Source organism: Paramicrobacterium fandaimingii, assembly GCF_011751745.2.
Lineage (GTDB): Bacteria > Actinomycetota > Actinomycetes > Actinomycetales > Microbacteriaceae > Paramicrobacterium > Paramicrobacterium fandaimingii.
In genome coordinates, this window is sequence record NZ_CP061170.1 from 2,518,117 (window position 1) to 2,543,686 (window position 25,570).

General features: G+C 61.4%; 26 protein-coding genes and 1 pseudogene. 10 read left to right on the plus strand and 17 right to left on the minus strand.

Features of this window, described 5'->3' with window-relative positions:
* Positions 1-38 precede the first annotated feature (38 nt).
* A complete protein-coding gene (locus tag HCR84_RS12130; RefSeq protein ID WP_166980663.1) occupies positions 39-1,304 on the minus strand; it encodes an aspartate kinase in 1,266 nt (421 codons plus the stop codon).
* Between the two features lie 232 nt (positions 1,305-1,536).
* On the opposite strand from HCR84_RS12130, the gene HCR84_RS12135 reads away from it, so the two are divergent.
* Complete coding sequence (locus HCR84_RS12135) at positions 1,537-1,947, plus strand: DUF4383 domain-containing protein (protein ID WP_166980661.1); 411 nt, start codon at positions 1,537-1,539, stop codon at positions 1,945-1,947.
* Positions 1,948-2,015: 68 nt separating this feature from the next.
* The gene (locus HCR84_RS12140) at positions 2,016-2,558 is read left to right on the plus strand and encodes a hypothetical protein (protein WP_166980658.1); all 543 of its coding nucleotides are present in this window, start codon (positions 2,016-2,018) and stop codon (positions 2,556-2,558) included.
* Between the two features lie 192 nt (positions 2,559-2,750).
* On the opposite strand, the gene HCR84_RS12145 is transcribed toward HCR84_RS12140, so the two are convergent.
* The 10 genes from HCR84_RS12145 to HCR84_RS12190 form a co-directional block, all read right to left on the minus strand.
* The gene (locus HCR84_RS12145; RefSeq protein WP_166980656.1) at positions 2,751-3,707 is read right to left on the minus strand and encodes a C-terminal binding protein; all 957 of its coding nucleotides are present in this window, start codon (positions 3,705-3,707) and stop codon (positions 2,751-2,753) included.
* Positions 3,700-4,908, minus strand: a complete 1,209-nt coding sequence (locus HCR84_RS12150) for a fumarylacetoacetate hydrolase family protein (protein ID WP_166980654.1) — start codon at positions 4,906-4,908, stop codon at positions 3,700-3,702. The genes HCR84_RS12145 and HCR84_RS12150 overlap by 8 nt, the downstream gene beginning before the upstream one ends.
* A gap of 63 nt (positions 4,909-4,971) precedes the next feature.
* Complete coding sequence (locus tag HCR84_RS12155) at positions 4,972-5,742, minus strand: RraA family protein (RefSeq protein ID WP_166980652.1); 771 nt, start codon at positions 5,740-5,742, stop codon at positions 4,972-4,974.
* A gap of 59 nt (positions 5,743-5,801) precedes the next feature.
* A complete protein-coding gene (locus HCR84_RS12160) occupies positions 5,802-6,692 on the minus strand; it encodes an amidohydrolase family protein (RefSeq protein ID WP_166980650.1) in 891 nt (296 codons plus the stop codon).
* A 1-nt stretch (position 6,693) separates the two neighbouring features.
* Entirely contained in the window at positions 6,694-7,470 is a 777-nt protein-coding gene (locus HCR84_RS12165) for an enoyl-CoA hydratase (RefSeq protein WP_166980648.1), read from the minus strand.
* Positions 7,467-8,675: a CaiB/BaiF CoA transferase family protein gene (locus HCR84_RS12170; RefSeq protein WP_244972473.1), complete on the minus strand. Its 1,209-nt coding sequence runs from the start codon at positions 8,673-8,675 to the stop codon at positions 7,467-7,469. Before HCR84_RS12170 ends, HCR84_RS12165 begins: the two co-directional genes overlap by 4 nt.
* A gap of 45 nt (positions 8,676-8,720) precedes the next feature.
* Positions 8,721-10,058 (minus strand): ABC transporter substrate-binding protein, encoded by a 1,338-nt coding sequence (locus HCR84_RS12175; RefSeq protein WP_166980646.1) that lies wholly within the window; start codon positions 10,056-10,058, stop codon positions 8,721-8,723.
* A gap of 16 nt (positions 10,059-10,074) precedes the next feature.
* The gene (locus HCR84_RS12180) at positions 10,075-10,959 is read right to left on the minus strand and encodes a carbohydrate ABC transporter permease (RefSeq protein ID WP_166980644.1); all 885 of its coding nucleotides are present in this window, start codon (positions 10,957-10,959) and stop codon (positions 10,075-10,077) included.
* Between the two features lies 1 nt (position 10,960).
* Positions 10,961-11,917, minus strand: a complete 957-nt coding sequence (locus tag HCR84_RS12185; protein WP_166980642.1) for a carbohydrate ABC transporter permease — start codon at positions 11,915-11,917, stop codon at positions 10,961-10,963.
* A complete protein-coding gene (locus HCR84_RS12190) occupies positions 11,914-12,789 on the minus strand; it encodes an NAD(P)-dependent oxidoreductase (protein ID WP_166980640.1) in 876 nt (291 codons plus the stop codon). Before HCR84_RS12190 ends, HCR84_RS12185 begins: the two co-directional genes overlap by 4 nt.
* A 164-nt stretch (positions 12,790-12,953) precedes the next feature.
* Between HCR84_RS12190 and HCR84_RS17825 the strand changes: the two are divergent.
* The 6 genes and pseudogenes from HCR84_RS17825 to HCR84_RS12210 form a co-directional block, all read left to right on the plus strand.
* Positions 12,954-13,187: pseudogene (locus HCR84_RS17825) on the plus strand (GntR family transcriptional regulator); the annotation flags it as partial.
* A 9-nt stretch (positions 13,188-13,196) separates the two neighbouring features.
* The gene (locus HCR84_RS12195) at positions 13,197-13,661 is read left to right on the plus strand and encodes an FCD domain-containing protein (RefSeq protein ID WP_244972474.1); all 465 of its coding nucleotides are present in this window, start codon (positions 13,197-13,199) and stop codon (positions 13,659-13,661) included.
* A gap of 90 nt (positions 13,662-13,751) precedes the next feature.
* Positions 13,752-14,678 (plus strand): TIGR01777 family oxidoreductase, encoded by a 927-nt coding sequence (locus HCR84_RS12200; protein ID WP_166980638.1) that lies wholly within the window; start codon positions 13,752-13,754, stop codon positions 14,676-14,678.
* A 109-nt stretch (positions 14,679-14,787) separates the two neighbouring features.
* Positions 14,788-15,552, plus strand: coding sequence for a potassium transporter TrkG (locus HCR84_RS17750; protein WP_276511777.1), 765 nt, complete (start codon positions 14,788-14,790; stop codon positions 15,550-15,552).
* The gene (locus HCR84_RS17755; protein WP_276511778.1) at positions 15,479-16,144 is read left to right on the plus strand and encodes a potassium transporter TrkG; all 666 of its coding nucleotides are present in this window, start codon (positions 15,479-15,481) and stop codon (positions 16,142-16,144) included. The genes HCR84_RS17750 and HCR84_RS17755 overlap by 74 nt, the downstream gene beginning before the upstream one ends.
* Positions 16,137-16,829 carry a potassium channel family protein gene (locus HCR84_RS12210; RefSeq protein WP_235940672.1) on the plus strand — a complete coding sequence of 231 codons (693 nt, stop codon included), beginning with the start codon at positions 16,137-16,139 and terminating at the stop codon, positions 16,827-16,829. Before HCR84_RS17755 ends, HCR84_RS12210 begins: the two co-directional genes overlap by 8 nt.
* Positions 16,830-16,862: 33 nt before the next feature.
* On the opposite strand, the gene recR is transcribed toward HCR84_RS12210, so the two are convergent.
* The 6 genes from recR to HCR84_RS12240 all read right to left on the minus strand — a co-directional run bounded on the left by recR (position 16,863) and on the right by HCR84_RS12240 (position 23,190).
* The gene (gene recR / locus HCR84_RS12215) at positions 16,863-17,459 is read right to left on the minus strand and encodes a recombination mediator RecR (protein ID WP_166980636.1); all 597 of its coding nucleotides are present in this window, start codon (positions 17,457-17,459) and stop codon (positions 16,863-16,865) included.
* Between the two features lie 3 nt (positions 17,460-17,462).
* Positions 17,463-19,736, minus strand: coding sequence for a DNA polymerase III subunit gamma and tau (locus tag HCR84_RS12220; protein ID WP_166980634.1), 2,274 nt, complete (start codon positions 19,734-19,736; stop codon positions 17,463-17,465).
* Positions 19,737-20,005: 269 nt separating this feature from the next.
* On the minus strand, positions 20,006-20,377 hold the full coding sequence (locus HCR84_RS12225; RefSeq protein ID WP_166980632.1) for a flagellar assembly protein FliW: 372 nt from the start codon (positions 20,375-20,377) through the stop codon (positions 20,006-20,008).
* The gene (flgL, locus tag HCR84_RS12230; protein WP_166980630.1) at positions 20,374-21,276 is read right to left on the minus strand and encodes a flagellar hook-associated protein FlgL; all 903 of its coding nucleotides are present in this window, start codon (positions 21,274-21,276) and stop codon (positions 20,374-20,376) included. The genes HCR84_RS12225 and flgL overlap by 4 nt, the downstream gene beginning before the upstream one ends.
* Before the next feature lie 13 nt (positions 21,277-21,289).
* Positions 21,290-22,699: a flagellar hook-associated protein FlgK gene (gene flgK / locus HCR84_RS12235; protein WP_166980628.1), complete on the minus strand. Its 1,410-nt coding sequence runs from the start codon at positions 22,697-22,699 to the stop codon at positions 21,290-21,292.
* 8 nt (positions 22,700-22,707) lie between these two features.
* A complete protein-coding gene (locus tag HCR84_RS12240; RefSeq protein ID WP_166981959.1) occupies positions 22,708-23,190 on the minus strand; it encodes a flagellar protein FlgN in 483 nt (160 codons plus the stop codon).
* A 413-nt stretch (positions 23,191-23,603) separates the two neighbouring features.
* Here HCR84_RS12240 and HCR84_RS12245 point away from each other — a divergent pair, with 413 nt between their 5' ends.
* Both HCR84_RS12245 and HCR84_RS12250 read left to right on the plus strand, forming a co-directional pair.
* On the plus strand, positions 23,604-24,410 hold the full coding sequence (locus HCR84_RS12245; protein WP_166980626.1) for a sigma-70 family RNA polymerase sigma factor: 807 nt from the start codon (positions 23,604-23,606) through the stop codon (positions 24,408-24,410).
* Between the two features lie 215 nt (positions 24,411-24,625).
* Positions 24,626-25,495, plus strand: a complete 870-nt coding sequence (locus HCR84_RS12250; RefSeq protein WP_166980624.1) for a flagellin N-terminal helical domain-containing protein — start codon at positions 24,626-24,628, stop codon at positions 25,493-25,495.
* Positions 25,496-25,570: the final 75 nt, after the last annotated feature.

Here is a 25,570-nt window from a genome sequence, read left to right on the forward strand (position 1 = left end):
CCCCTTGTTCAGGTGGTTGTCGTGAAAGGTCTGTGTGCTCAGCGGCCGGTGCCCGCGTGGACGACGGCAACGTGGTCTGCGTCGAGTCCGAATGCCGTGTGCACGACGCGTGCGGCTTTCTCGAGTGTGTCTGCGCGGGTGACGACCGAGATGCGAATCTCACTTGTCGAGATCATGTCGATGTTGATGTCGTTCTCGTACAGCGCCTCGAAGAGCTTCGCCGAGACACCCGAGTTGGCGCGCATGCCTGCACCGACGAGCGCGAGCTTTCCGATCTGGTCGTCGTGCTGCAGGGCCGTGTAGCCCACGTCTTCCTGCTCGGAGCGCAGCGACTGCAGAACGTTCTGCGCCTGGTCTTTCGGCAGGGTGAACGAAATGTCGGTGAGGCCCGTTGCGGCTGCAGACACGTTCTGCACGATCATGTCGACGTTGGCGTCGGTCTTGGCGACGATCTTGAAGATCTGCGCGGCCTTGCCGGGAACATCCGGAATTCCCACGATGGTGATCTTCGCCTCACTGAGGTCTGTCGCGATTCCGGTGACGATCGGCTGTTCCATGGAGTCGCCTTCCTTGGGATTGATGACGAGTGTGCCCTCGTCGTTGCTGAAGCTGGAGCGAACGCGCAGCGTCACACCGTGGCGGCGCGCATATTCGACGGCTCGGATGTACAGGACTTTAGCCCCGGATGCTGCGAGTTCGAGCATCTCCTCAGCCGTGATCACGTCGATCTTGCGGGCAAGCGGCACAACACGGGGATCCATCGTGTAAATGCCGTCGACATCCGTGTAGATCTCGCACATGTCGGCGCCGAGCGCTGCGGCGAGCGCCACCGCCGTGGTGTCTGACCCACCGCGGCCGAGCGTAGTGATCTCGCTCGTGTCGAGGTTGAAGCCCTGAAAACCCGCGACGATCGAGATCGCTCCGTCGTCGAGTGCTTCCCGAATGCGCACAGGAGTCACGTCGACAATGCGAGCCGAGCCATGCTGTCCGTCGGTGATCATGCCCGCCTGCATACCGGTGAAGGAGCGAGCCTCGTAGCCCATGCTCTTGATCGCCATAGCGAGAAGCGACATCGAAATGCGCTCCCCGGACGAGAGAAGCATGTCCATCTCTCGCGGTGGAGGCATGGGCGTCACCGCGTTGGCAAGGTCAATGAGCTCGTCAGTCGTGTCGCCCATGGCCGACACGGCGACGACAACGTCGTTGCCTGCTTTACGTGTGTCGACGATGCGTTTTGCGACGCGCTTCACACTCTCAGCATCCGAAACGGATGATCCGCCGAACTTTTGAACAATAAGGCTCACGTAGTAACTCCCGGGGGTTGCAGTCAGTGCCCAACGAACCATTGTACGGCGGGCCGTATTCCGCGGCGCCTATGTGACATCCGCTACGCGCGCACGCGCGAGCCGGCGCACGGCCCCCTCCCGAAGCATCCCCCTCCGACACTCCATTCGAACAGCATCCAATCCGATTGGCCGCGGTTCTCCGAATACCCCGAGAAGCGCGCACAGGCGCGCCCAACAAAGGAGGCAGACAATGAAGACGTCACCGAACCGAATGCTCGCCACGATCTTTGGGGCTGTGTATCTGCTCGTGGGGATCATCGGCTTCACCATCACCGCCGGGGTCGGCTTCGCGTCACAAGACGGTGCCCTGCTGCTCGGGCTGTTCATGGTGAACCCGCTGCACAACATCGCCCACGTGCTCATCGGCGCGGCGCTGCTGATCGGCGGGGTGTCAAACGTGCGCGCGGCGAAATCCGTCAACATCGTCGTCGGCGCTGCGTACCTGCTTCTGGGAATCGTCGGGTTCTTCGTGAGCGGCCCGGTCAACGTGCTGGCGCTCAACATGCCCGACCACTTCCTGCACCTCGGCAGCGCCGTTCTGCTTCTCGGAATCGGGCTGGGCACAGACAAGAGCACGTCGCCCGCACCGGCGACTGCGTGACCGTTCGCTGTGGCGCCGCCCGGCGCCACAGCGGCACCGGCCAGCATCCACAACACCGGAGGTTCTCTATGAGCTCCACACTCTCCCCCGCACCCGCCCGCGTGTCAGCATCAACCACGTCTGATCACCCGTTCGTCAGGGCACTCGCGGGCCTCGCCATCTTCGGCAGCGGACTCGTGCACTTCGCCGTCTCATCGTCGCAGGGCCCCCTCGTGCTCGCGGTGCTCGTCGTCGTCGCGACAGCGCAGCTCGCCTTCGCCGTTGGGCTGCTCTCTGGCCGCATGCCGATCCGTGCGCGAGCCGTCATCATCGCGAGCGTGCCCATCGTCGTGTGGGCGCTGCTCACGCTGACGTCATCTGCTCTCGGCAGCGGTCTTCCCCTTGGCCCCATGCTCACGGCGGCGAGCCTCGAGCTTTTCGCGGCGCTGGCCCTGGCAGCATCCGTTCGGTTCTCTCCCTCAAAGCAGGTGACCGCCCGACCGTGGATGTTCATTGTGGCCCTCGTTGTCGGAGCAACCACGCTGCCTCTGGTTGCCGTTCCGGCAATCTCACACGCCCAGTACCCGCCGGGCCAATCATCACCATCGCCGGCCACGGGACACCACCACTAAGCGCCCTCGGTCGGCGCAGCGGGGCGAGCGTCGCCACGTTCACCTGCCTCACACTGCGGCGTGCCTACGATGACGTACGCGAGACTCACACGACTGCCGTGGACGCCCCTCTACCGCCGCACCATGGTCTCGAGTCGCTACAGCGAACCATAGCCTGCTGCCTCGTAATTGTCTGACCCCCACAGGCAACGGTTAGGTCGTCAGGGGGCTGCGTAGAGCTTGTCCGTTAAGCGCGCGTTCGCCTTCTTCCGTTGCAAGACGTTGAAGATTCGCCAACGATTGATCAGAGTAGAAGGCCGCATGCGGTGTCAAGACAACGGATTCGAGACCTCGAAGCTCAGAATCGATTTCTACCGGTTCCGTCTCGAACACATCGAGTGCAGCCCCACCCAGATGACTCCTTTTTATCGCGAGAATTAGAGCATCAGTGTGAATCAGTGGCCCGCGCGACGTGTTGACGATTACCGCGCCCTCTTTCATCATCCCTAACTCTTTCTCACCGATCAGGTGATGATTCTCTGCTGTCAGTGGAGCATGGAGTGAAAGAGCGTCTGATTCTCGCAACACGTCATCAAAGCTCATCAACTCGATACCGATTCGCGCGAGTTCATCGGGCGCGACGAACGGATCGTAAGCAATGACGCGGAAACCGAACGGCACGAGACGAGATGCCACAGACCGGCCGATTCGTCCCGTGCCGATCAGCCCAACTGTCGTATGGGAAAAGGCGAGGGTTTTTCCCAGCGCAGGGGGCTGCACCCAGCCCTCTCGACGAATCGCCCTGTCGTACATTGGAATTTTTCTGAGGAGCGCGAGAAGCGCCGCTGTCGTATGGTCGGCGACAGTGTCTGCTCCATAGTCGGGAACGTTGCAGACAGCAATGTTGAGAAATTTTGCCGCCGCGACATCGACATTGTCGTAACCGATCCCGTAGCGGATAACGACTGCGCCCGGGTGCAATGAGGAAAGCACGCGCTCAGTTATCGGGGCGAAATTGACGAAGACGACACGTGCGCCAGCGACCGCATTAACTGTCTCATCCTCGGTCGTGCACTGGTGCTCCGAAAACGACGCGTTGAGTCGCCGTGCCATCGCGCGTTCTCGATCGACGTTTCCGAACGCCTGATCCGTTACGACCACGTCAGTCATTTTTGTCCTCGCTCTTCTGCCCTCTTTCACCGTGGGTCGTCATGAGCCCTCGCTCGAACAGGTTGGCAAACAACGCGCGAATTCCGAAAGTCCAGGTCGGCGCTTCCTCCGAGGGCACAACTCGGTTCTCCAGTGCTCCCAACTCCGGAGCAGCGATTCGCACGATGTCACCGCGTTTGTGGGTAAAGCCCTTACCTGTATCGTCGCGATCTTTCGTCGGGGCGAACATTGTTCCTGTGAACAGCACGAAGCCGTCAGGGTATTGATGATGACGTCCGATTGCGTGGGAAATGAGATCGTCAAAAGTACGACTCATCTCTCGCACCGAACTCGAGTCGTCGAGCACGAAGCCATCATCGCCATGCACAGATAGTGCGACAACGATCTCGCGTGCGGACTCGATGGTGAAGTTCTCGTCGAAAACGCGAATGAACGGTCCAATCGCGCACGACGCGTTATTGTCCTTAGCCTCAGCGAGAAGCAGTGCACTGCGTCCTTCGAAATCGCGAAGGTTCACGTCATTGCCTAGAGTCACACCTACGGGGGTGCCGTTCGCCGTGACTGCGAGGACAAGCTCCGGCTCAGGGTTGTTCCAGGTCGAGCGCGCAAGGACACCGATGTGAGCGCCGGGCCCGACGGCCGAGAGCACGGGTGCCTTCGTGAAGATTTCAGGGTCCGGCCCGATACCGACTTCCAAGTACTGCGACCACAGGCCTTCGGCAATCAGCGCCTCTTTCAGTCGCGCGGACTCGTCACTCCCGGGGACAATTGTGCTGAGAGCGGCCCCAATCTTCTCGTTGACGCGTGCCCTGATTGTCGCCGCTTTTTCCGCGTCCCCGGCCGCTTGCTCTTCAATCACCCGCTCCACCATGCTGCGGGCAAATGTCACGCCTGCCGCCTTGATGACGTGAAGGTCGATCGGGGCAAGAAAGCGCACTCCACTGCCTTCGCGCGTTCCTCGAGAAACGTCGGCGAGCGCCCAACTCTTCCTCCCCGGTGTGTCGCGCAATATGGCAAGGAGATCGTCGCGTTCAAGCAGATCCGAGACAGTCGGGGCGATCGCGGTGAGGTCAACGACGGTTTCGCCACGAACCGTCACGACGCTTGGTCCTTCTTCGTCGGGATCGAAAACCCGTCCGACCAGGTGCGCGTCGCGAGTGTCATTCGGCAGAAATGATGCGTTCGTATCGACTGTTTCCATAGGGCAACCCTTCATATTGGTGAGGCCGGGCCCGCCGAACAACAGTGCGACGGGCCCCACCGATTAGACCTCTGAGAAGTACGCCTCAATGGCGTCGACGTCAACGGACGAGTCGCTTGTCTTGCCGAGGCTCGCGTAGTGCTTTCTGCGAGCTCGCATGTCAGCCAGAAGAATCGCGCGTGCGTGCGTCGCCACCTCATGAGCAACGTCAGCAGGGACCACGACAACGCCATCGTCGTCTGCACCGACGATGTCGCCCGGACTCACCTGAACACCGCCGCATGCAATCGTTGTCTGAGTCTCAATCGCCTGGATGCGCCCTGGAATGATCGTGCGTCCACGATGCCTGGCAACGACGGGGCTGCGTTGCGCAGCAACCTCCGCGGTATCGCGACAGTATCCGTCTGTGATCACTCCGACTGCACCGCCGAGTACGGCCGCCATCGCATTCTCTGACCCCCAAAAGCCAACCTCAGGACCTCCGCCGGAATCCATCACGATGACATGGCCCGCTTTCAGGTCATCGGGGAGCCGCGCATGAGAGGTCTCGGCAAACCACCGCCCATGCGCCTTCACGATGTCCTCTGTGGTGCCAAGCTTCCACATGGGCTTGTTTGACGGAACACAGCGGATCGTCGCTGCTTCTCCCCAAAACGTCATGCCGAGCCAGAGTGGACGTACCTCCCGATCCATGAGTCCGATATTGAAGTATCCGATGCCGTCGAGGGCATCGACAACGTCGCACACTCGCAAATGCTGATAGAGGCTACCGAGGTTCTCGGGATCTGCCTTCTCGTACTGCGCACCGCTTACGTTCGTTTGAGTTGCGGTCATTTTGCGTTTCTCCTACTTTCATTGACTCGAATATTGATATTCCGTGGCTTGTGGCGCGTTCATCTCATGCCGGAGTCTGCACGTCTCACCTCCCGGTCTTCGACGGAGGTGCCAAGTGCGTACCAGCGCTGCGCTGTTCCGCCGCTGAGAGCGTCACGCTCTGATTGGCTCAGATTGTGCGCCTCAACAAGCTCTCTCAGATCTCGCCATGCATTCCCATATGACTGCCGATGCAACACAACGGGCCAGTTGCTCGCCAGCATCAACCGATCGACTCCGAACTTGCTCACAACATGATCGACAAACGGCCTGAGCATCTGCGCGTCCCACCGTGGCCACGCGCTGAGAATGTCAATGCCGACGGATACCTTCATGGCGACGTTGTCGCACGCCGCCAGCTGCCCAATGTTCGCGGCCCAGACTTCTCCTTCACCCGACTCGACAGGTGGCCGACCGAGATGGTCAACAACGATCCGCAGTTCGGGGACTGCCCTGGCGAGCATCGTGACTGCAGCGGTCTGCTCGGGAGTGACGGGCACCACGTCCCAGGCAAGTCCTCTCGACGCCAGCTCGTTGAACAGTCGAATAACGTCTGCGTTCTGCAGCCAGGAAAGTGGGTCGCGCGCGATCAAGCAGCGGACACCGCGCTGTTTCGGGATATGCAGTCGCTCGAGTTCCGCGATCGCTTGTGTGCCCTGCGAAACGGGAAGCCACGAGACGATGCCTGCGGTGCGCTCAAATCGAGCGTAGTCCGCGAGACGATTATTCTCTGCTCGTTCGTCGACCGATTGAATTAGCACGGTTGCGTCAACACCGGCCGCGTCGAGCTCAGTAACGAGGTCGTCTGGGCCGAAATCTTGCTTAAGCACGTGATGCGCGTCGGTTCGCCATGGCTGTTCCTGCGCCGCTGTGCGCCAGTAGTGGTGATGCGCATCAATCACTTGAGACATCTCACAGTCCCTTCCATTGCGGGTGACGATGTTCAAGGAACGCGCGCACCCCTTCTCTGAAGTCGTCGCTCCCATAGCAGGAACGCAGCAGATCTTCGTCGTGAAAATCTGCGGTGCCCGCGCGCCGGTCCAGTGCCTTCAGCGCCGCAAGTGAACGGGGAGCCGAACGGCGAATGCCGCGCACCACAGCCTCGACTCGCGCGTCGAGCTCGCCCTCGTCCACGCTGGCAAACACGAATCCGCTCGCCACAAGTTCATCAGCAGGCACGAGCGTTGCCGTCAGGAGCATCGACACTGCTCTGGCTGAGCCAAGCCGATCGCGCAGACGTGCGACAACGGGGCCTGGAAGGCAGTTGCCCAAAGTTCGGACAATCGGCGCCCCGAACCGCGCGCTACGGTCGGCGACGATAATGTCGCACATGGCGGCAATCGCCAACCCAGCGCCGACCGCAGCCCCGTGCACAGCTGCAATTGTCGGCACCGGCAGGTTATCCAACTTGCTGAGAACTCGACCGACGCGCCGCTCGTACCGAACCCCGTCGTCTGACGAGGCGAAGTCGGCGAACTCCGCAATATCCGTGCCGGCGGCGAACCCGTCTGCTTCGCTCCCCGCGATGACCAGCACCCGCAGATTCTGGTTCGTTGCGAGCACATCGATGTGCGCCTCGAGGTCGTCATACATTTCCGCAGTCAGGGCGTTCCGCCGGCCCGGATTGGACAGAGTGATTCGCGCACGGTCGTCCTCATGGCTGAGCATCACCTGCGGGCGCGCAGTCATTGTGGTTCCGTGAGATCGTCATGCTCCCCCGTAAGGATCACATCGTCGTCTTGACCGAGCAGTGGCGCTGCTGTGCGAATCTCGACAGGTGTTCCGTGCAGCTTGATCGGGGTACCGAGTACGGCAACGTCCCCCTCGACAGGATGCTGCAGATGCGCAACCATCTCGCGAGCCCGCACGTGTTCGTCGTGGGTGAGAACGTACTTGTAATCCCTGATGGCACCCGCTGGCACACCGGACGCCAGAAGAATTTCCACCCACTCGTCCGTGTCTCGATGCTTCAAATGCACTTCAAGATCAGCGGCAAGCTCATCGCGATGATTCAGACGAGCGTTGTTATCGGCGTATCGCTTGTCGCGAATCAGCTCTGGAGCATCAAGCGCCTTACAGAGCAGGCGCCAGAGCTTTTCATTGTTGGCTCCAACGGTGACGTAGCCATCCGCTGTCTGGAGCGCTTGGTACGGCGCTGACATCCGGTTCGCCGAGCCCAGCGGCTCCGGGCTCTCACCCGTCGACCAGAACTCAGTGGACTCCCAAACGCTCATCGCCAGCGCAGACTCAAACAGCGATGTTTCGAGATACTGTCCCTCCCCATCGCGATCCCGGGCGCGAATCGCCGAGAGCACACCAATGGTGCAGAACATGCCTGCGCCGAGATCGGCAATGGGGATTGCCGATTTAATCGGGCGGCCACCGGGTTCTCCCATAACGCTCATGACGCCCGTCATTGCCTGCGCGATCAGGTCATACCCGGGGTAGCTGGCGTATGGCCCGCTCTGGCCGAAGCCTGAGATGCTCGCATAGACGATTTGCGGGTTGGCGGCCCGGACAGCGTCGTATCCGATGCCGAGCCGAGCCGCCACACCTGGCCGAAAATTCTCGATGACCACGTCAGCTGTCTTGACCAGTTCGAAGAACTGTTTCAACCCTGTTTCGGTCTTCAGATCAATTCGGATGCTGCGCTTGTTGCGATTGAGAGAGAGGAAGGCACGCGAGTCGTCGCCGATGACGGAGTACCCCCAGGACTTCCGCGTCTGATCGCCATGCGCCGGATTCTCCACTTTGATGACATCTGCACCAAGATCGGCGAGCATCATTGTGCAAAAAGGACCGGACATCACCTGGGTGAGGTCGAGCACTCGAATACCGTCGAGCGCTGATGACCGCGATGATGCCCCAGTTTGAGATCCTGTAGTGGCGTTCACCTATAACTCCTCAATTGTCGGGCTTGGGTCCTGGTGAGCCTGAGCTCAGATGCCCAAGCTTGAGTTTGCTTCCGAGAAGAACTGCTTGACGGCGTCCTCCACGCTGCTGCGTTCGAACGACACGTCCTCGTACGCTCGCTTGAACGACGCTTCGAATGTCGCCTGATAGCCGGGAGGGAAAACGATCGACTGGGGTTCGCCCTGCACGATCTCCTTGTAGAGTTCGAGCTCATGCTTCTTCGTCGGCGTGAGGCTGTCATCAGCGATCAGCGCCTCGAGCACCTTTGTGTTGGTCGGCGCACCGTTGTCAGCGGCAAATGCCTTGCCCGCTTCCAGATCGTTTGTGAAAAAGTCGATGAAAGCAGCCGCTGTGGGCACGTTCTCACACGACTTCGGAATCGCGAACCCTGATGGGTACAGAGCGTTGCCCGAACCTTCGGAGCCCCGTGGATACGGAATCGTCGTCATCTGCTGGCCGTCGCCCTTGCCCTCGAGCGTTGCCGACGCTGGCGTCAGTGCGTTGCCGGGAATCGTGTCGGACATGACCTCACCCGTGGCAAAGAAACCCTGGTCTGGCCCCGTCGGCTCCTCGGCGGTGCGCTCGGCCGGCATTGTCACTCCTGCTTTGCGCACCCCTTCCCACATATTCCAGTACTCGATGAGGTCATCTTCCGAGAAACCGAGTTTGCCCTCGTCGTTGAAGAGCGACTTGCCGTTGGCAAGAGTCCAGCCAATGAAGAAGTTCGGCCGACCACCATTGCTATCCATCGCCCGGACGCCTTCCGGAAGACTCTCCTGCGCCTCAGTCAGGTAAGAGATGTAGTCGTCCCAGGTGTAACCCTCCTCGGGTAGCCCGACACCGGCATCGTCGGCCAACGTGGTGTTGACGCCCACGGCATCGTATGCCGCACCATAGGGAAGAAAATAGAGGTTTCCGTCCGTTCCTCGCCCGTTATCGAGAACCGTCTCAGGAATATCACTCACGTCAATCGCTCCGGATTCGATCATCGGATCGAGTGGCATCAGCAGATCGTTTTTCGTGTAGTCATTGACCTGACGACCTTGCAGCTGCACTGCACACGGGAGGCTCTGGCTGGCGGCCTGAACATTGAGCTTGTCGAAGTACTTACTGAAATCGGCAGTAGCCTGGCCGTCGACTTTGACCCCGTCACTCTGTTCCGTGAACATTTTGATGACAGCGTTAGTCTTCGCCGAGCGGGCTTCGCCGCCCCACCACGCGACAGCAATCTGGCCGCTCACTTCGCCGGTTCCGTCGTGAGGGCCGGAGCCACCCGCACCTTCTGCACCTCCACTGCAGGCTGCGAGGGACAATGCGAGTCCAGCTGCCGCCGCAATGCCGACAGTCCTTCGTTTCCACGTCATTGTGATTACCTTTCTGTTATTTCATTCCGGTGGTCGCGATGCCCTCGATGAGCAGTCGCTGAGACACGATGAAGAACCCCACGATGGGAGCCAGGGAGAGAACCGACATTGCAAACAATTCCCCGTACGAACTCTGGCCCGTTGAATCAAGAAATGAGTTGAGCGCGAGCGGCACGGTCTGCATGTCAGAACGATTCAAGTAGAGGAGCGGACCGAGAAAGTCGTTCCATGTCCAGATGAACGTGAACATCGCTGTCGTGCCGATGGCCGGTAGCGACAACGGCATGATTATTCGCGCGAAGATTCCAAAGTGGCCACAGCCGTCAAGTCGGGCTGACTCATCAAGCTCGCGGGGAAGATTCCTGATGAATTGCACCATGAGAAAGATAAAGAAAGCGTCGACACCAAGCCAATGGGGAATGGTCAGGGGGAAGTATGTATTAATCCAGCCCAGCTTGTTGAAAAGGATGTACTGCGGCACAAGTGTGACGTGCATCGGGAGGAGCATTGTGCCGATGAGGATCGCGAAGAGTGCCTTCTTGAAGGGAAAGTTCAGCCGAGCAAATGCGTATGCCGTGAGCGAGCACGAAAACAAATTCCCGAGTATGGAGACAACTGTGACGATGAGCGAGTTTCCGAAGTAGCGTGTGAACGATGCCGATCCTGCACCCCACCCGTTTACATAGTTCTGAAGCGTGTAGTTCTCAGAGAACAAGCCAAGTCCGTTGAAGACCTCGTTATTTGGTCTCAGCGACGCCGCGACGAGCCACAGCAGCGGGTACAGCAGGATGAAGAGCACGCAGATCAGCAGTGCATGACGAATGATGACTCGTACGAGCGGGTTCTTCACAGGGGTGCGCGGATAGAGACGCGGAAGCGTCGGTGTATTCACAGATGTCATGTCATTTGTCTCCGTAGTAAACCCAATAGCGAGAGCTCCAAAAGAAGAGCCCGCTAAAGATTGCCAAGATGACCACGAGGATCCATGCCATCGCGGATGCGTACCCCATATTCAGCTGGGCAAAGCCCTGTTGATAGAGATAGAGCGTGTAGAACAACGTGGAGTCCACAGGGCCGCCTGTTCCGCCGCTGATCACATATGCCGGGGTGAACGCTTGAAAGGCGTTAATCGTCACCATGAGGGCATTGAAGAAGATGATCGGTGTGAGCATAGGCAGCGTGATGTTCAAAAATCGCCTGACGGGGCCCGCCCCATCGACGGATGCAGCCTCATAGAGTTCTGCCGGGATTTGCCGTAAGCCAGCAAGGAAGATAATCATCGTTGACCCGAAGGCCCAAAGCGCGAGGACGATGAGCGTTCCAAGCGCGGTGTCTGGATTTCCAACCCAGCTTCCGGCCTCGATGCCAAACACCTTGAGTATCTGGTTGACGAGTCCTTCGCTTCCGAAGACCTGGCGCCACAGTGCAGCGATTGCGACGCTCGCCCCCATCAAAGACGGGAGGTAGAACAGCGCACGGTATCCAGAGAGAAAGGCGATCTTCGAATTCAGGAGCGCTGCGATCATCAGGGAGACAATGAGTATCAACGGCACGCCAAAGACAACGTATGTGATTGTCACACGAGTTGACACCCAGAATCTGTCGTCGCTCGTGAACATTGTGACGAAGTTCTGGAGCCCGACCCATTTCGGGTCGGAAAGCAAGTTGTAGTCGGTGAATGAGAGATACAGCGAGTACAGCATCGGCCCAAGCGTCAAGCCGACGAGCCCAATAAGCCACGGAGCAAGAAAAGCGAACGCAACCGCGGTCTCACGTTTGCGCCAGTCACGCTTGCGCGCCTGAGAGCCGAGCACTCGTTGAACAGTGTCTGGAGCTGCCACGTTTGTCCGTATGCTCATGCGTGTCCCCCCTCGCCTGCATTGGAAAGACCACGCTCAACGCGTCGCGCGTGGGCATCCACGATTGCCGGCAAGGTCTGCGACAGAATCCCCGCGACGGGTGCGCTTACTTGGGCTTCTCGAGCCGCGCCGAGCACTTCCCACAAGTCTTTAGACCATGGACGAAGTTGCTCTGGTGTGCCGGCCCGGTCATAGTCATGAGCCACGTCATCGAAGAACCCCCAGTGCCTTCCGACCCAGGTGTCTCCCGTCGCCGATTCAACGAACTGAAGGAGGTCCGTGTCGTCAACCCCGTACGACTGTGTCAGCGACATTGCCTCATGAAGGCTTGCCAACGCTGAGAACATCACGAGTTGGTTAGCCAGCTTCACAGCACATGCGGCAGCTGGGCTCGCGACCGAAAAGACCTCGCGACTCATTGCGTCAAAAAGGGGAGCGAGAAATGCCGATGTCGCTGCGTCCGCTCCGGCGATCAGACTCAGGTCGCCAATTCGAGCCCGCTCAGGTCCACCGCTGACTGGAGCAGCCGCAAATCTTCCACCAGCGGTCTCCACTGCGTCTGCCAGCTCCCGTGCTCGTTCCGGGAGTATGGTGCTGTGAACCACGATTGCTCGACCGTTCATCGCTTCGAGAAGCCCGGTATTCAGAACGGCCCAGATCGCCCTCTCATCTGGAACGACAAAGCAAAGCACATCGGCGCTATCCATGTCGGACCCGATGACGGTGCCCGTGGCCTTGAGCTCATTTACTCGGTCGAGGCGACTGTCATTGGCGGCAAGTCGCCACCCCTTGTCGATCAGGTTTAGTGCCAATGGGCGACCAAGGTTTCCTAGACCGACAACACCAATTGTTGAATCGGTGGTTAGGACCATTGCCCCTCCTCTTCGCTGAGTTCTTGCCGGGATTTGTCAGACTCTATTCGAGTTATCGGCTATTGTCTACAAGAAACAACAAACAATCTGCAATAGTTTGACTTACGAACTTTCTTCTTTTCCCGGGAGACGTCAGTCAAACTGTCAACAAAGAGAGGGTGACAATGCCGACATTCGCCAACTCAGCCGGAACGCCAGACGGAGGCCTACAGGCACCAAGTCTCGTGTTTCTCGCGGCCGAAGCGCTGCGAAAAAAGATTCTCGCCGGTGAGCTTGACCCCGGCGAGCGATTACTCGAGGAACGGCTTACAGACGAACTCATGATCAGCCGCCCTCCCCTGCGGGAGGCTCTCCGGCTCCTTCAAAACGAGGGTCTTGTTCACACGGTTCCGCGGCGAGGCACGTTCGTGTCGACTCTCGATGACGATGATGTTTACGAAATTCTGACTTTGCGATCAACACTTGAACGGATGGCGTTTGAATTAGGCATCCCCGTCAAAAGACCGGCATTGGTCGAACCTGCAAAACAAGCACTTGGGGAAATGGAACGCTGTGCGCGTCAACAGGATCGCGGCGCCCTTGTGCAAGCAGGCTACGAATTTCATTTTGCACTCATCAAGATTGCCGACCACACGCGGCTAGAGAACATCTATGCCTCTGTGCAGCAGCAACTTTTGCTGTGCATGTCACGGAATCTGCTGGCGAGGGAACGATACTTCGAAGATCTGGACCAGCACGTTGCGCGACACCGTCATCTGCTTGAACTTGTCGAGTCAGGAGACGCCAGCGCGGCACTAGCCGAACTCGCGGCACATGGCGAACGATCATTCGCCACGAAAGAGAACACCGTAGACGCTGAGAAGCTTGCCTGAATCGCCCCGCGACGTTTAACAGAAGGCGCACAGCGGGGCGAGCTTCGCCACGTTCACCTGCCTCACACTGCGGCGTGCCTACCATGACGTATGGCTATGCGCATTCTGCTCTCGGGGGCCAGCGGCATGATCGGCACCGCGCTGCACATGCGACTGCGCGACATGGGGCACGACGTGAGACTTCTCGTGCGGCGTTCGCCTACACACGATCGTGAGGTCAGGTGGGACCCCGCTGCGGGCACCGTGCCCCGTGACCAGATCGAGTGGGCAGATGCCGTCGTCTCGCTGTCGGGCGCGAGCCTCACACGACTGCCGTGGACGCCCCTCTACCGCCGCACCATCGTCTCGAGTCGCGTTGACACCACCCGCGTGATGGCGAACGCGATCGCCACGGCGACGAACCCTCCGCGGGTGTGGGCGAACGCCTCGGCCGTGGGGTATTACGGCCGCGGGCCGCGCCTTGACCCGTTTGACGAGAGCTCGCCGAAGGGCTCCGGATTTCTTGCCGACACTGTCGAGAAGTGGGAGTCCGCGACGGCGCCCGCCGCCGACCGAACCCGCATCGTGCACCTGCGCACGGGCGTCGTGATCGGCCCCATGGGCGCGCTCACCCCGTTGGCCCGCGCCGCCAAATTCGGGCTCAGCCCCACGTTCGACTCCGGCGCGCAGCGGTGGCCCTGGGTCTCGCTCTTCGATGAGGCGCGGGCGATCGAGCATGTGCTCTCGGCTGACGTCTCCGGCCCCGTCAATATCGCCGCTCCGGTGCTCGATACTCAGTCAGAGGTCGCGGATGCTGTCGCACGCCAGCTTCACCGACCGAACTGGCTGCGCGTTCCGGCGCCGCTGATGCGCCTCGCGCTGGGCACGGCAGCCAACGACATGCTGCTCGCCGATCAGCCCGTGGCGCCGACTGCGCTGCTTGACTCCGGCTTCGAGTTTTCGATCGACAACATCGACGAGGCCGTTGCTGTCGCCTGCGGTCTCAAGTGGAAGCCTCCTCTGACCTACTCAGACTGACCTGTCGAGCACGGCGAGCGCTTCGCACACGCGACCTCACGCCCGATCGTGAGCGTTCTCGCCGCCGCCATCTCTTTCGGGAGTGTGACCGTCGGGTTATGTTTGCGACATGCATCCTCGACGTGGGCACCTGCCGAAGCTGACACAGCGTCGGCCCGGTGCGCTCCTGCTGATCGCGTTCGCCGTGGTCATCGCCATAGGCACAGCCCTGCTGATGCTCCCGGTGTCAAAAGCGGGCGAGGGTGCCGCGGCCTTCAACGATGCGCTGTTCACGGCAGTGTCTGCCACCTGTGTCACAGGCCTCACCGTTGTCGACACGGCGACGTACTGGTCACCCTTTGGCCAGGTTGTGATCATGCTGCTGATTCAGATCGGTGGCTTCGGCGTGATGACGTTCGCTACAGTGCTGTCGCTCATCGTGCTGCGCAAGTTGTCACTGCGCATCGAGCTGACTGTCGCGGCAGAGGTGAAGACGACCACGCTCAGCGATGTGCGCACGCTCATTCTCGGTGTCGTGGGTATCTCTCTCGTCGTCGAAATCATCACAGCGATACTCCTGACCACACGATTCGCGATCGGCTATGGTGAGCCGCTCGGTCGATCGCTCTGGCTCGGCACATTTCACGCGATCTCGTCGTTCAACAACGCCGGATTCGCGCTCTTCAGCAACAACATCGAGAGCTTCGTCAGCGATCCGTTTATCTGCCTGCCCATGTGCGCAGCAATCATCATCGGCGGACTCGGCTTTCCCGGTGATCATGCAGCTCGGCCGCCACTTTCGCACCCCGCGACTTTGGACGATGAACACCCGCATCGTGATCGCAGCAACGCTGTTTCTGCTTGCCGCCGGAACCGTCTACATCACGGCAGTTGAGTGGAACAACCCCGACACCCTCGGTCGGCTGAGCGGCCCGTCAAAGATTCTCGCGGGCTTCTTTCAATCGGTTCAGACTCGCAGCGGCGGCCTCAACAGCGTCGAGATCGGCGACATGCATCCCGCAACGCTGCTCGGCATAGATGCCCTCATGTTCATCGGAGCAGGACCGGCCGGAACCGCCGGCGGCATCAAGGTGACGACCTTCGCCGTGCTGCTCTTCATCGTCTTCACCGAGATTCGCGGAGAACACGCAGTGAACATCTTCGGCAAGGGGCTCGCCCGGTCCGTGAATCATCAGGCAACGACCGTTGCCGTGCTCGCTGCGACGGCACTCTTCGCCGCATCCGCATTCATTCTTTTGATCACGAATCTTGGGCTCGGCCCGGTTGTCTTCGAGGCCGTCTCTGCCTTCGGCACAGTTGGGCTTTCAACGGGTATCACGCAACAGCTTCCGGATGCCGCGCAACTCACTCTCGTTGTCTTGATGTACCTGGGCCGCCTCGGTCCGATGACCGTCGCCGCGGCGCTGGCACTGCGTCAACGACATATTCGCTACGAACTCCCGAAAGAAAGGCCGATCATTGGTTAGCATCAAGAAACGCCGCCGCCCGCATCAGATTCCCGAAGCCGGATCCGTCGCCGTGCTGGGGCTCGGCCGATTCGGGCAGTCGCTTGGACTGGAGCTCATGGAGAGCCACGTCGAGGTGCTTGGCGTCGATATTGACGGCTCGACCGTGCAAGATCTTGACGGCATGCTGACCCACGTGGTGCGCGCCGATACGACGAACGAGGAGGCGATGCGGCAGATCAACGTTCATCAATTCGAGCGCGTTGTCGTCGCCATCGGCACCGACATTCAGGCAAGCATCCTCACCGCATCGCTGCTCTTGAGATTCGGCGTCGAGAACATCTGGGCGAAGGCGGTGTCAGACGCACACGGCACCATCCTTGAGCAGCTCGGCGTCAAACATGTGGTGTACCCGGAACGCGACATGGGTCGCCGCGTTGCGCACCTTGTGCGCGGCGTGATGCAGGACTTTCTCGAGATCGGCGACCATTTCGCCCTCGTGAAGAGCCCGCCGAACAGCGCCGTCGTCGGGGTTCCGCTCTCGGAGGCCAACGTGCGCTCAACCTACGGCATCACGATCGCCGCCTTCAAGCGCCCCGGTAAAGACTGGAGCTACACCTCGAGCGACACCGTGATCGAGAAAGACGACATCATTCTGATCGCCGGGAATGTGCGCAAGGCAGAAGCGTTCAGCCAGCTGGAGTGACACGCAGGCGCGATGAGAGAGCCGCCGCGGCGCTCAGCCGAGCGCTGTACGGCCTTCAAAGGCTCGACCGAGTGTGACCTCATCTGCGTACTCAAGATCGCCGCCGACGGGGAGACCCGAGGCGAGCCTGGTGACGCGAATTTCGAGGGTCTGGAGCAGCCGGCTGAGATAGGTCGCCGTCGCCTCCCCCTCGAGGTTCGGGTCGGTGGCAACAATGACCTCGGTCACCGTGCTGTCGGCAAGACGCTGCATGAGCTCGCGGATGCGCAGATCGTCTGGCCCGATGCCGTCAATGGGGCTGATCGCCCCGCCCAGCACGTGGTAGAGCCCGCGGAACTCACGCGTGCGCTCTATGGCGACGACGTCTTTCGCCTCTTCGACGACGCAGATGAACGAGTGGTCGCGTCGCGGGTCGCGGCAGATGGAGCACTGCTCCTGCTCGGCCACGTTTCCGCAGATCTCGCAGAAGAAAACCTTGTCGCGCACGTCGACGAGCAGTTCGGCGAGGCGCGAGACGTCGAACGATTCGGTCTGAACGATGTGAAACGCGATGCGCTGGGCTGACTTGGGTCCGATGCCCGGGAGTCGACCGAACTCGTCGATCAGCTCTTGAACGATGCCTTCATACATGGGCTAGTTGAACCTCTGCTGCGGTGAGTTGTCTTGCTCTTCAATGAATCGCGCGCGCAGCACCTCGCGCACAACGGCTTCGCCGTATCTGCCGCTGCGCTGCTGCTGAGGCTGTTGCTGCGCGGCGGGCTGCTCGGCGGCAGCCTGCCGCGGAGCCTCTGCCTGCTCGGGCTTCGGCTGAGCCGCCTGTGGACTCGCCGTCGGTCTCGGCTCGGCGACGGGTGCCGGGGCTGTCGCTGCCCTCTGCTCGCTCACCCGGCTCGGAGCCTCGTCTGCGTCGTCATCGGAGGGAATTTGCACAACATTCCACCCGGTGACCGGTGCGTTCGATTCTGCGGCAGGCTCACTCGCGGGCACCGACTGCTGCGGCTGTGGCTCGCCAGTCGGCCGCGGCGCGACGGATGCCTGCTGCGCCGGAGCCGACGCCGGCTCGTCTGGCGGTGCAGCGTCTTCGTAGGGGTCGAACGGCGGCTCGTCGTCTGCGGGCGCCCACTCACTCTGCCCGACGGCGCTAGCAGCAGGCGCCGACGGGGCAGGCTCCTCGGGCTCAGCGGGTGGGCTGTCGCTCGTGCTGGAGGCTCGCGGCTCGCGCGGCGCGGCCTGGGCAGAAGAGGCTGACGAGGCGGCGCGCGCGCCGGGCTCGGGAGCGCCGTCGACCTTGGCGATGTACTTCACGCGCAGACCGAGAACGTCGACGATCGCCGCGCGAAGATGCTCGCTCGGACCGTCTCCCGCGGCGAGCTTCTTGAACGATTCGAGGTCTTTCGGGCTCGGGAAGACGAGAGTGAGAATGTCTTCCTTGAGATCGCGGACATCGGCGTTCATGATGAGCATCCACGTTGACCGCTTGGTCTTCGCCACCTGCTCAAGCACCTCAGGCCACGAATCGCGCAGCAGCTGAAGAGTGACGGGGCCGGTCGGCTTCGGTCGCGCCACGGGTGCGGGCTCTGTCGCCTTCTGCGCGGCAGGGGGCGTTTCGGCTGCCACCGGGCGCGTGGGCTCGGGCTGAGTGGGCTGGGACTGGGTGGGCCGGGACTGGGAAGCTGCGGCGGCGGGCGCTGGCTGCTGGCGGGCAGCAGGCGCCGCTGCGGGAGCGTGAGCGTCGGACTCCGAGGGCATTCCCGCGCGACGCTCGAGGCGTTCAACGCGGGCGAGAGCGCCCCGCTCGGTCTCGTCGACGGAGGGAACGAGCATGCGGGCGATCATCAGCTCAAGATGAAGCTTCGGTGACGTGGCACCCGTCATCTCGGTGAGCGCCGTGTTTGCGATGTCGGCTGTGCGTGACAGCTCGGCCTGGCCGAACAGCGCGGACTGCGTGATCATGCGCTCGAGCTCGTCTTCAGGGAGTCCACGCAGCACGGTGCCTGCGTTGCCCTGGGCAGCATCCACGATGATGAGATCGCGAAGCCGCTCGAGCAGATCGTCGACGAAGCGCCTGGGGTCTTGACCGGTCTGCACAACGCGGTCGACAGACTCGAAGGCGCCTTTCGCGTCGGCTCGGCCGATTGCGCCGACAACCTCGTCGAGGAGCGCCGAGTGCGTGTAGCCGAGCAGCGCGACGGCGCGCTCGTAGCCGACAGTCGTTCCGTCGGAGCCAGCCATGAGCTGGTCGAGAAGCGAGAGCGTGTCGCGTGGCGAACCGCCGCCGGCACGCACGACGAGCGGAAGCACGCCAGGTTCGACCTGCACGCCCTCTTCGTCGCACAGTCTCTGCGTGTACTCGAGCATCTGCGCCGGTGGCACCAGCCGGAACGGGTAGTGATGGGTACGCGAGCGGATGGTACCGATCACCTTGTCTGGCTCGGTTGTCGCGAAGATGAACTTAATGTGGGGCGGCGGCTCTTCAACGATCTTGAGCAGAGCGTTGAAGCCCTGCGGCGTCACCATGTGGGCCTCGTCCAGAATGAAGATCTTGAACCTGTCGCGCGCGGGGGCGAAGACTGCGCGCTCACGGAGGTCGCGGGCATCATCGACACCGTTGTGGCTTGCGGCGTCGATCTCGACAACATCGAGCGACCCTCCGCCGTCACGGCTGAGCTCAACGCAGCTGGGGCAGGTGCCGCACGGGGTGTCTGTTGGGCCCTCTGCGCAGTTGAGGCAGCGGGCGAGGATGCGGGCGGATGTTGTCTTGCCGCAGCCTCGCGGACCACTGAACAGATACGCGTGATTGACACGGTCGGTGCGCAGTGCCGTGCGCAGCGGATCGGTCACCTGAGACTGACCGATCATCTCTGAGAACGTCTCGGGCCGATAGCGGCGATACAGGGCGGTAACCACGACTCAATCGTAGTGGTCGCCGCTGACAATATGGCGACTCCGGACATTGCTGTGAATCAATCCCCGGGGTGGATCTCGGGGACCGTTTCCTGCCTCCAGGCCACTCCAGGCAACGTTCTGACGGAGGTTAGTCACTGCGTTCGAATCGCGATCGATGCGGATGGGTGCAGCTCTGATGACGCGCAACCCACGAGACTTCGAGCTGGTCGACACGATGATCAGCATGATTGCGGTATAGCCGCGAGAATCGCTGTGTTGAAAAAAACCAGCTACACCAGCGGTGCGCGAAGCGGGAAATCCTGGTCTTCGAGGATCATCTGCGCCGAACGCCCCGTCGCCGTATTCACAACGACAGGCGCTTTCAGGTTGACGCTGACGCCCTCCTCAGACGGATTGGCGACTACGAGCACCCAGGCATCGTCTGCTGTCTTCAGCTGAATGAGCTCGACCTGCTCATCGCTGATGATCGGAGCATAGTCGTCGAGCACGGTGTTCGGATCGAGAAGAAACACACGCACGGCCTCGTCGGCAATCGCGCGCAACGCGAAGAGACCCTCGGAACCGTCGACCGGGGCAAGCTCGAAATCTGTGTGAGGAAAGAAGCCGGGTGGCGGGGCGACAAAGCTCAGTGCCGCGCTCATCGCAGAAAGTCCATGAGCGTCGGCTGCAGCACACGACTCGTGACGGCGAGCGCAGATTGGTACACGAGCTCCTGCGCCTTGAGATCGATGATCACTTCGACCGAGTCGACGTCCTCAATCGAGGCGCGACGCGACTCCAACGACACGGATGCGTCCACGGTCAGCTCCTTCGCTCGTTCGATCTGCGACTGCCGGGCACCAACGGCACCCTGGGTACCGAGCATAGCGGTGATGCGATCATCGATCTCATCGAGCCGCGAACTGATGTTGACCCCAGATCGGAGGTCTCCCACGATGTTGTCGATGAGGGCGAACGCCGATTCGTCCCCTTCTCCGAACACCGCGCTGCCATCAGCATCCACTCGTACTGTCGTGTTGTCTGACACCCGCCGCGTCACTTCGGAGCCGGCAACACCGGTGAACGCATACCGTTCGGGGTCGGCCGGGTCGACGACGAAGGCGCTGCCCGAATTCGACGTTCCGGCAAACACACTCCGACCGAGAAGGCTCGTGTTCGCCTGGGCGAGAAGCTCGTCGCGAATTCCCTCGAGCTCGACAGCGATCGCCTCTTTCGCCGTGGCATCGAGCGCACCGTCGTTGGCACCCTGCACCGTGAGAACGCGCACCCGGTTCATGAGCGACGTGCTTGCCGAGATCGCAGAATCGACGGTTGTCACCCACGCGAGGCCGTCGTCGAGGTTGCGGGCGTACTGCTCGTTGCGGCGCTGCTCGGCGTGCAGACCCAGGGTCGTCGCCGCTGCCGAGGGGCTCTCTGACGGCACAGAGAATGCCTTCTGAGAGGTTGCCTGCGCCTGAAGCCGCGAGAGCTCCGACAAGTTGCCCTGCAGGTTGCGCAGCGACGACTGCACCATCGTCGACGAGGTTACGCGCGAGAACATGTGACTCCTTGGATTATCGTCCGACGAGGCCGGTGCGGTTGATGAGCACGTCAAGCGCCTCATCGACGGCCGTCAGCACGCGGGCTGCCGCCTGATACGCCGTCTGGTAGGTGAGCAGGTTGATTGTCTCTTCGTCGCCGTCGACAGACGCGACAGACTGCTGCGCGCCGACAGCAGTGACGGATGCCGTCTCGGCAAGGTTTGCGCGCTGCGCGCTGCCCGCTGTCGCGACGCCGAAGGTCGTGACCACCTCGGTCCACACCGCGTCGGGCGATGCCGCCTGCTGCCCGATCTGCGAGATCGCGTCGGCGATGCTGCCGTCAAACGCTCCAGCGCCGGGAGCCGCGAGCGCCAGTTCTGCACGCGTCTGGGGAACGACGCTGAGGTTCAGCGCCGCGGGACCGTTTGCGTCAATGGCGAAGAAGTCGCCTCCCGCGACACCGTCGACGGTCTCGCCCGTGCGATGCACCGCATTGACACTGGCCGCGAGCTCCGTTGCTACCTCGTTGTAGGCATCGGCAAGCTGAGCGAGAGTGCCGCCCTCGCTGGCCGGGGCGAGAACCGACAGCATGCCGCCGAGTTCACCTCCCGACAGACCGATCGCGGTTCCGGGCCGGGTTTCCCACGCGACCGTGACGCGCTCACCTGCGGCGACGCCCGTCGGTCCGCCCGTCACGAGGTGTCGGGAGTTGACGCCGTCGACGAGGGCGTTTCCGTCGATGCGCACCGTCAGCGTTCCGTCTGCCTCGAGCGTCGACTGGCCTCCGGCCATGCGGGCCACGTTCTGAGCAAGCAGATTGCGCTGGTCGATGAGCTCGTTTGCCGACCGGCCGGAATTGAGAGCATTGCGAATCTCGCCGTTCAACGTCGCAATCTGATCGCCGGCGACGTTCACCTGCGTCACGATGCGGTCAACGTCGGCCCGCACGTTGTTCCACTGCGAGCTGACGGCGCTGTAGCCGGCGGAGATCTGAGAGGTGAGCACCGACGCATCGTTGAGCACGACTGCCGCTGCGGCATCCGAATCGGGCGCGTTGGCGAGATCTTGCCAGCCCGACCAAAACCCGGAGAGCGTGTTCGAGAGCCCCATCTCTGACGGCTCGGCCATCGCCGCCTCTGCGGTCAGTGCGACGGTTGCGCGCGTCGACCAGAACCCCGAGGCCGCCAGCGTGTCGCGCACCCGGGCGTCGAGCATCGCGTTGCCGAGACGCGCGATGCCGTCAACCTGCACTCCCTGGCCCGGCACCGCGCCGAGGCTGAAGCGCCCGGCCTGCGCGACGGCGTCGATCGCCGAAGTCGTCAAGCGCTGCCTCGTGTATCCCGCTGACGTCTGGTTGGCGATGTTCTGACCCGTGAGTTCGATTCCGAGCCTCGCCGCCGCCAACGCCGAGTATGCGGTGTTGATGCCGCTGAACGTAGACATTCTCTTCCCTAAAGCTCGGTGTCGATGATGCGTGCCGAGTCATCGCGCGACGAATCACCGTGTGACGTGTACACGCCCGTTTCGACGTCCAACCCGGCGATCGTCTCTTGCGTCGCTCGCATTGCCGCACGCAGGTACTGCTCGTTTGCGTTGCGCAGCTGAGCGATCTCTTCTGTCAGCTCGGTCATCGCCCGAAGGTGATCACCGAAGATGTCCCCCCATGGCCCCGACGGCGCGTGACCGATGATTTCTCTGAGCGTCGCGTTCTCTGGAGCACCCCACTCGTCAGCAACCGCCGCAACCTCGACGGCACGCCCGAGCCCCGCTGTGCGAAGCCGTTCGAGCACCTGCTCGACCTCACGCGTGGCAAACTGAATCCAGCGAGACTTGCCCGCTGTCAGCAACAGCTGCTCTTCTTCCAGCTTGAAAAGCAGCATCTCGAGGAGCTCGCGCTCTCTCCACAGCAACATTGATAGTTCATTGGCAGCCACGAACTCACCTCTTTTCTCCATCAGCTCAATCGTCATCACCATGCTCTATCGGCCGGTGCGGTGAACGCGTTACGAGCTGAAATGGGGAGTTCTCCCCATCGACATTCTGAACGGACAGGCTTATAAGCCTCTGTTAGACCCCGTTTTGGGGGCACCGTGTGAGTGGATACTTTCGCGCACGACTGTAACTATTACATCGGTGAACGAATGAGGTTCTCTTGATGGTTTCGATGCGAAATTCTGCACCGTTCTTCGACCGCCTGGCCGGAGCCCACAACCCGATGTGGAAACCGGTCGAGAGCGCGTCACTCGCACGCTGAGCCGGTCGTCATGTTCCCGCATTTCGACTCGCGCCTCCCCTGGGCGCACCCAAAAATGCCGTGCGGCACAAACTGAGAGTGTCAGGGAAGAAGATGAAGCGAGCAGAACGCAATCGTCTCATTGAAGAGAACCTCCCACTAGTCGGGTACCTTGTTGCCGATGTGTGGGCGCGCGCGACGCACCTGTCGCGCGAAGACCTCGCTTCTGTCGGCTCTGTCGCCCTCGTGACGGCTGCCGATGCGTTTGACTCGTCACTCGGCGTTCCCTTCGGGGCCTTTGCTCGCCGCAGAATTCTCGGGGCGTTCGCTGATGAGATGCGTTCCATGGACTGGGCATCCCGCGGCATCCGCAAACGCATTAAAGAGACCCTCGTCGTGCAGGAGACCTTGACCGCAGGGCTCGGCCGCACCCCGACCATCACCGAGATGGCCACGGCGATGGGCACCGATCGCGAAACAATCAGCGAAACGCTGGCGGATGCTGCCCGAACCGTGACAACACTCGAAGACCCCACCGCGCAGTCGATCGCCTCGGAGATTCCGCTCCCCGAAGAGAGCGTGCTGCTCGGCGAACGACTCGAAGTGCTGGAGATCGCCATCAAGGCGCTTCCCGAACGCATGGCTCGCATCATCCGTGATGTGTACTTCGATGACCGGCCGGTCAAAGACATTGCCGCAGAGCTGGGCATCTCTCACTCGGCGGTGTCGCAGCAGCGCTCGGAGGCCGTGCGGCTGCTTCACGACGCGCTCAACGCCTACTTCGTTGAGAAGCCGGGGGCTGAAGTCGCTTCCACCTCGCGGGTTTCCACGGCGTCGCGCGCCGCGTACTTCGCTCGCATGGCCGAACACAGCAACGTACGTATCTCGACGGTGTTTCGTCAGCACGCTCTGGCGGTCTGATCTCATCGCAACACCCTCTCTACGGCCGTGAGCCGTTCCGCGCCGTCTGTCAGCTTTTCATCGTACGTGACAAATATTCACGTTTTGTGCGCAGGGCGCAAGTCCCCCGTCGGGAGGGCACGGCACGCCTAACATCCTCATTCCCCCTGCCGATAGCTGACAACAGAGCCCATGGATGGGCTCTGCACCATGACCCACTCACGGAGGAACCAACAATGGGTATGCAAATCAACACAAACGTTGCGGCACTCAACGCGTACCGCAACCTGTCGAACACGCAGAACGATCTGTCGAATTCGCTGGAGAAGCTCTCGAGCGGTCTGCGCATCAACCGGGCAGCAGACGATGCTGCCGGCCTCGCGATCTCCGAGGGCCTGCGCTCGCAGGTCAACGGCCTGAACGTTGCAGCCCGCAACGCGCAGGACGGCATCTCGGTCATCCAGACCGCGGAAGGTGCACTGACCGAGGTCCACTCAATTCTTCAGCGCGTCCGCGACCTCGCTGTTCAGGCCGGCAACGACTCGAACAACACCGAATCACGCGCAGCGATTCAGACGGAAGTGACACAGCTGACCGACGAGCTCGTACGCATCGCCGATGCAACGAACTTCAACGGGATCGATCTACTGAAGGGCGGCGACCTCACATTCCAGGTTGGTGCCGACGGTGGCGCCGCGTCTCAGATCACTGTGTCGCTTGCCGACATGCAGGACGCTCTTTCGTCAATCACAGCCTTGACCTACGCCGCTGGTGCTCCGACGACGCACACACCTGACGCGACGAACTACCTGTTCGACTCGGCAGCGAATGCGGCACTCGCGATCACCGCGATCGACACGGCCATCACGAAGGTGTCGTCTGCGCGTGCCGAGCTCGGTGCGTCGCAGAACCGCTTCGAGTCGACGATCAACAGCCTCAACGTCTCCTCGGAGAACCTTGCCGCTGCTGAGAGCCGCATCCGCGACACCGACATGGCGTCAGAGATGGTCAAGTACACCGCAGCGAACATCCTGTCGCAGGCAGGCACAGCAATGCTCGCCCAGGCCAACCAGGCAAACCAGGGCGTACTCCAGCTGCTCCGCTAACACCGGTGATGAGCGCTCGACGGCAGACCGCCGTCGAGCGCTCGTTGCTTTTCCCCACGCGACAACGTCCGCCTA

Coding starts and splice junctions, on each gene's coding strand:
- HCR84_RS12135 (WP_166980661.1), top strand. CDS start 1,537: ATGAAGACGTCACCGAACCGAATGCTCGCCACGATCTTTGGGGCTGTG.
- HCR84_RS12140 (WP_166980658.1), top strand. CDS start 2,016: ATGAGCTCCACACTCTCCCCCGCACCCGCCCGCGTGTCAGCATCAACC.
- HCR84_RS12145 (WP_166980656.1), bottom strand. CDS start 3,707: ATGACTGACGTGGTCGTAACGGATCAGGCGTTCGGAAACGTCGATCGA.
- HCR84_RS12150 (WP_166980654.1), bottom strand. CDS start 4,908: ATGGAAACAGTCGATACGAACGCATCATTTCTGCCGAATGACACTCGC.
- HCR84_RS12155 (WP_166980652.1), bottom strand. CDS start 5,742: ATGACCGCAACTCAAACGAACGTAAGCGGTGCGCAGTACGAGAAGGCA.
- HCR84_RS12160 (WP_166980650.1), bottom strand. CDS start 6,692: ATGTCTCAAGTGATTGATGCGCATCACCACTACTGGCGCACAGCGGCG.
- HCR84_RS12165 (WP_166980648.1), bottom strand. CDS start 7,470: ATGACTGCGCGCCCGCAGGTGATGCTCAGCCATGAGGACGACCGTGCG.
- HCR84_RS12175 (WP_166980646.1), bottom strand. CDS start 10,058: ATGACGTGGAAACGAAGGACTGTCGGCATTGCGGCGGCAGCTGGACTC.
- HCR84_RS12180 (WP_166980644.1), bottom strand. CDS start 10,959: ATGACATCTGTGAATACACCGACGCTTCCGCGTCTCTATCCGCGCACC.
- HCR84_RS12185 (WP_166980642.1), bottom strand. CDS start 11,917: ATGAGCATACGGACAAACGTGGCAGCTCCAGACACTGTTCAACGAGTG.
- HCR84_RS12190 (WP_166980640.1), bottom strand. CDS start 12,789: ATGGTCCTAACCACCGATTCAACAATTGGTGTTGTCGGTCTAGGAAAC.
- HCR84_RS12200 (WP_166980638.1), top strand. CDS start 13,752: ATGGCTATGCGCATTCTGCTCTCGGGGGCCAGCGGCATGATCGGCACC.
- HCR84_RS17750 (WP_276511777.1), top strand. CDS start 14,788: ATGCATCCTCGACGTGGGCACCTGCCGAAGCTGACACAGCGTCGGCCC.
- HCR84_RS17755 (WP_276511778.1), top strand. CDS start 15,479: ATGAACACCCGCATCGTGATCGCAGCAACGCTGTTTCTGCTTGCCGCC.
- recR (WP_166980636.1), bottom strand. CDS start 17,459: ATGTATGAAGGCATCGTTCAAGAGCTGATCGACGAGTTCGGTCGACTC.
- HCR84_RS12225 (WP_166980632.1), bottom strand. CDS start 20,377: ATGAGCGCGGCACTGAGCTTTGTCGCCCCGCCACCCGGCTTCTTTCCT.
- flgL (WP_166980630.1), bottom strand. CDS start 21,276: ATGTTCTCGCGCGTAACCTCGTCGACGATGGTGCAGTCGTCGCTGCGC.
- flgK (WP_166980628.1), bottom strand. CDS start 22,699: ATGTCTACGTTCAGCGGCATCAACACCGCATACTCGGCGTTGGCGGCG.
- HCR84_RS12245 (WP_166980626.1), top strand. CDS start 23,604: ATGAAGCGAGCAGAACGCAATCGTCTCATTGAAGAGAACCTCCCACTA.
- HCR84_RS12250 (WP_166980624.1), top strand. CDS start 24,626: ATGGGTATGCAAATCAACACAAACGTTGCGGCACTCAACGCGTACCGC.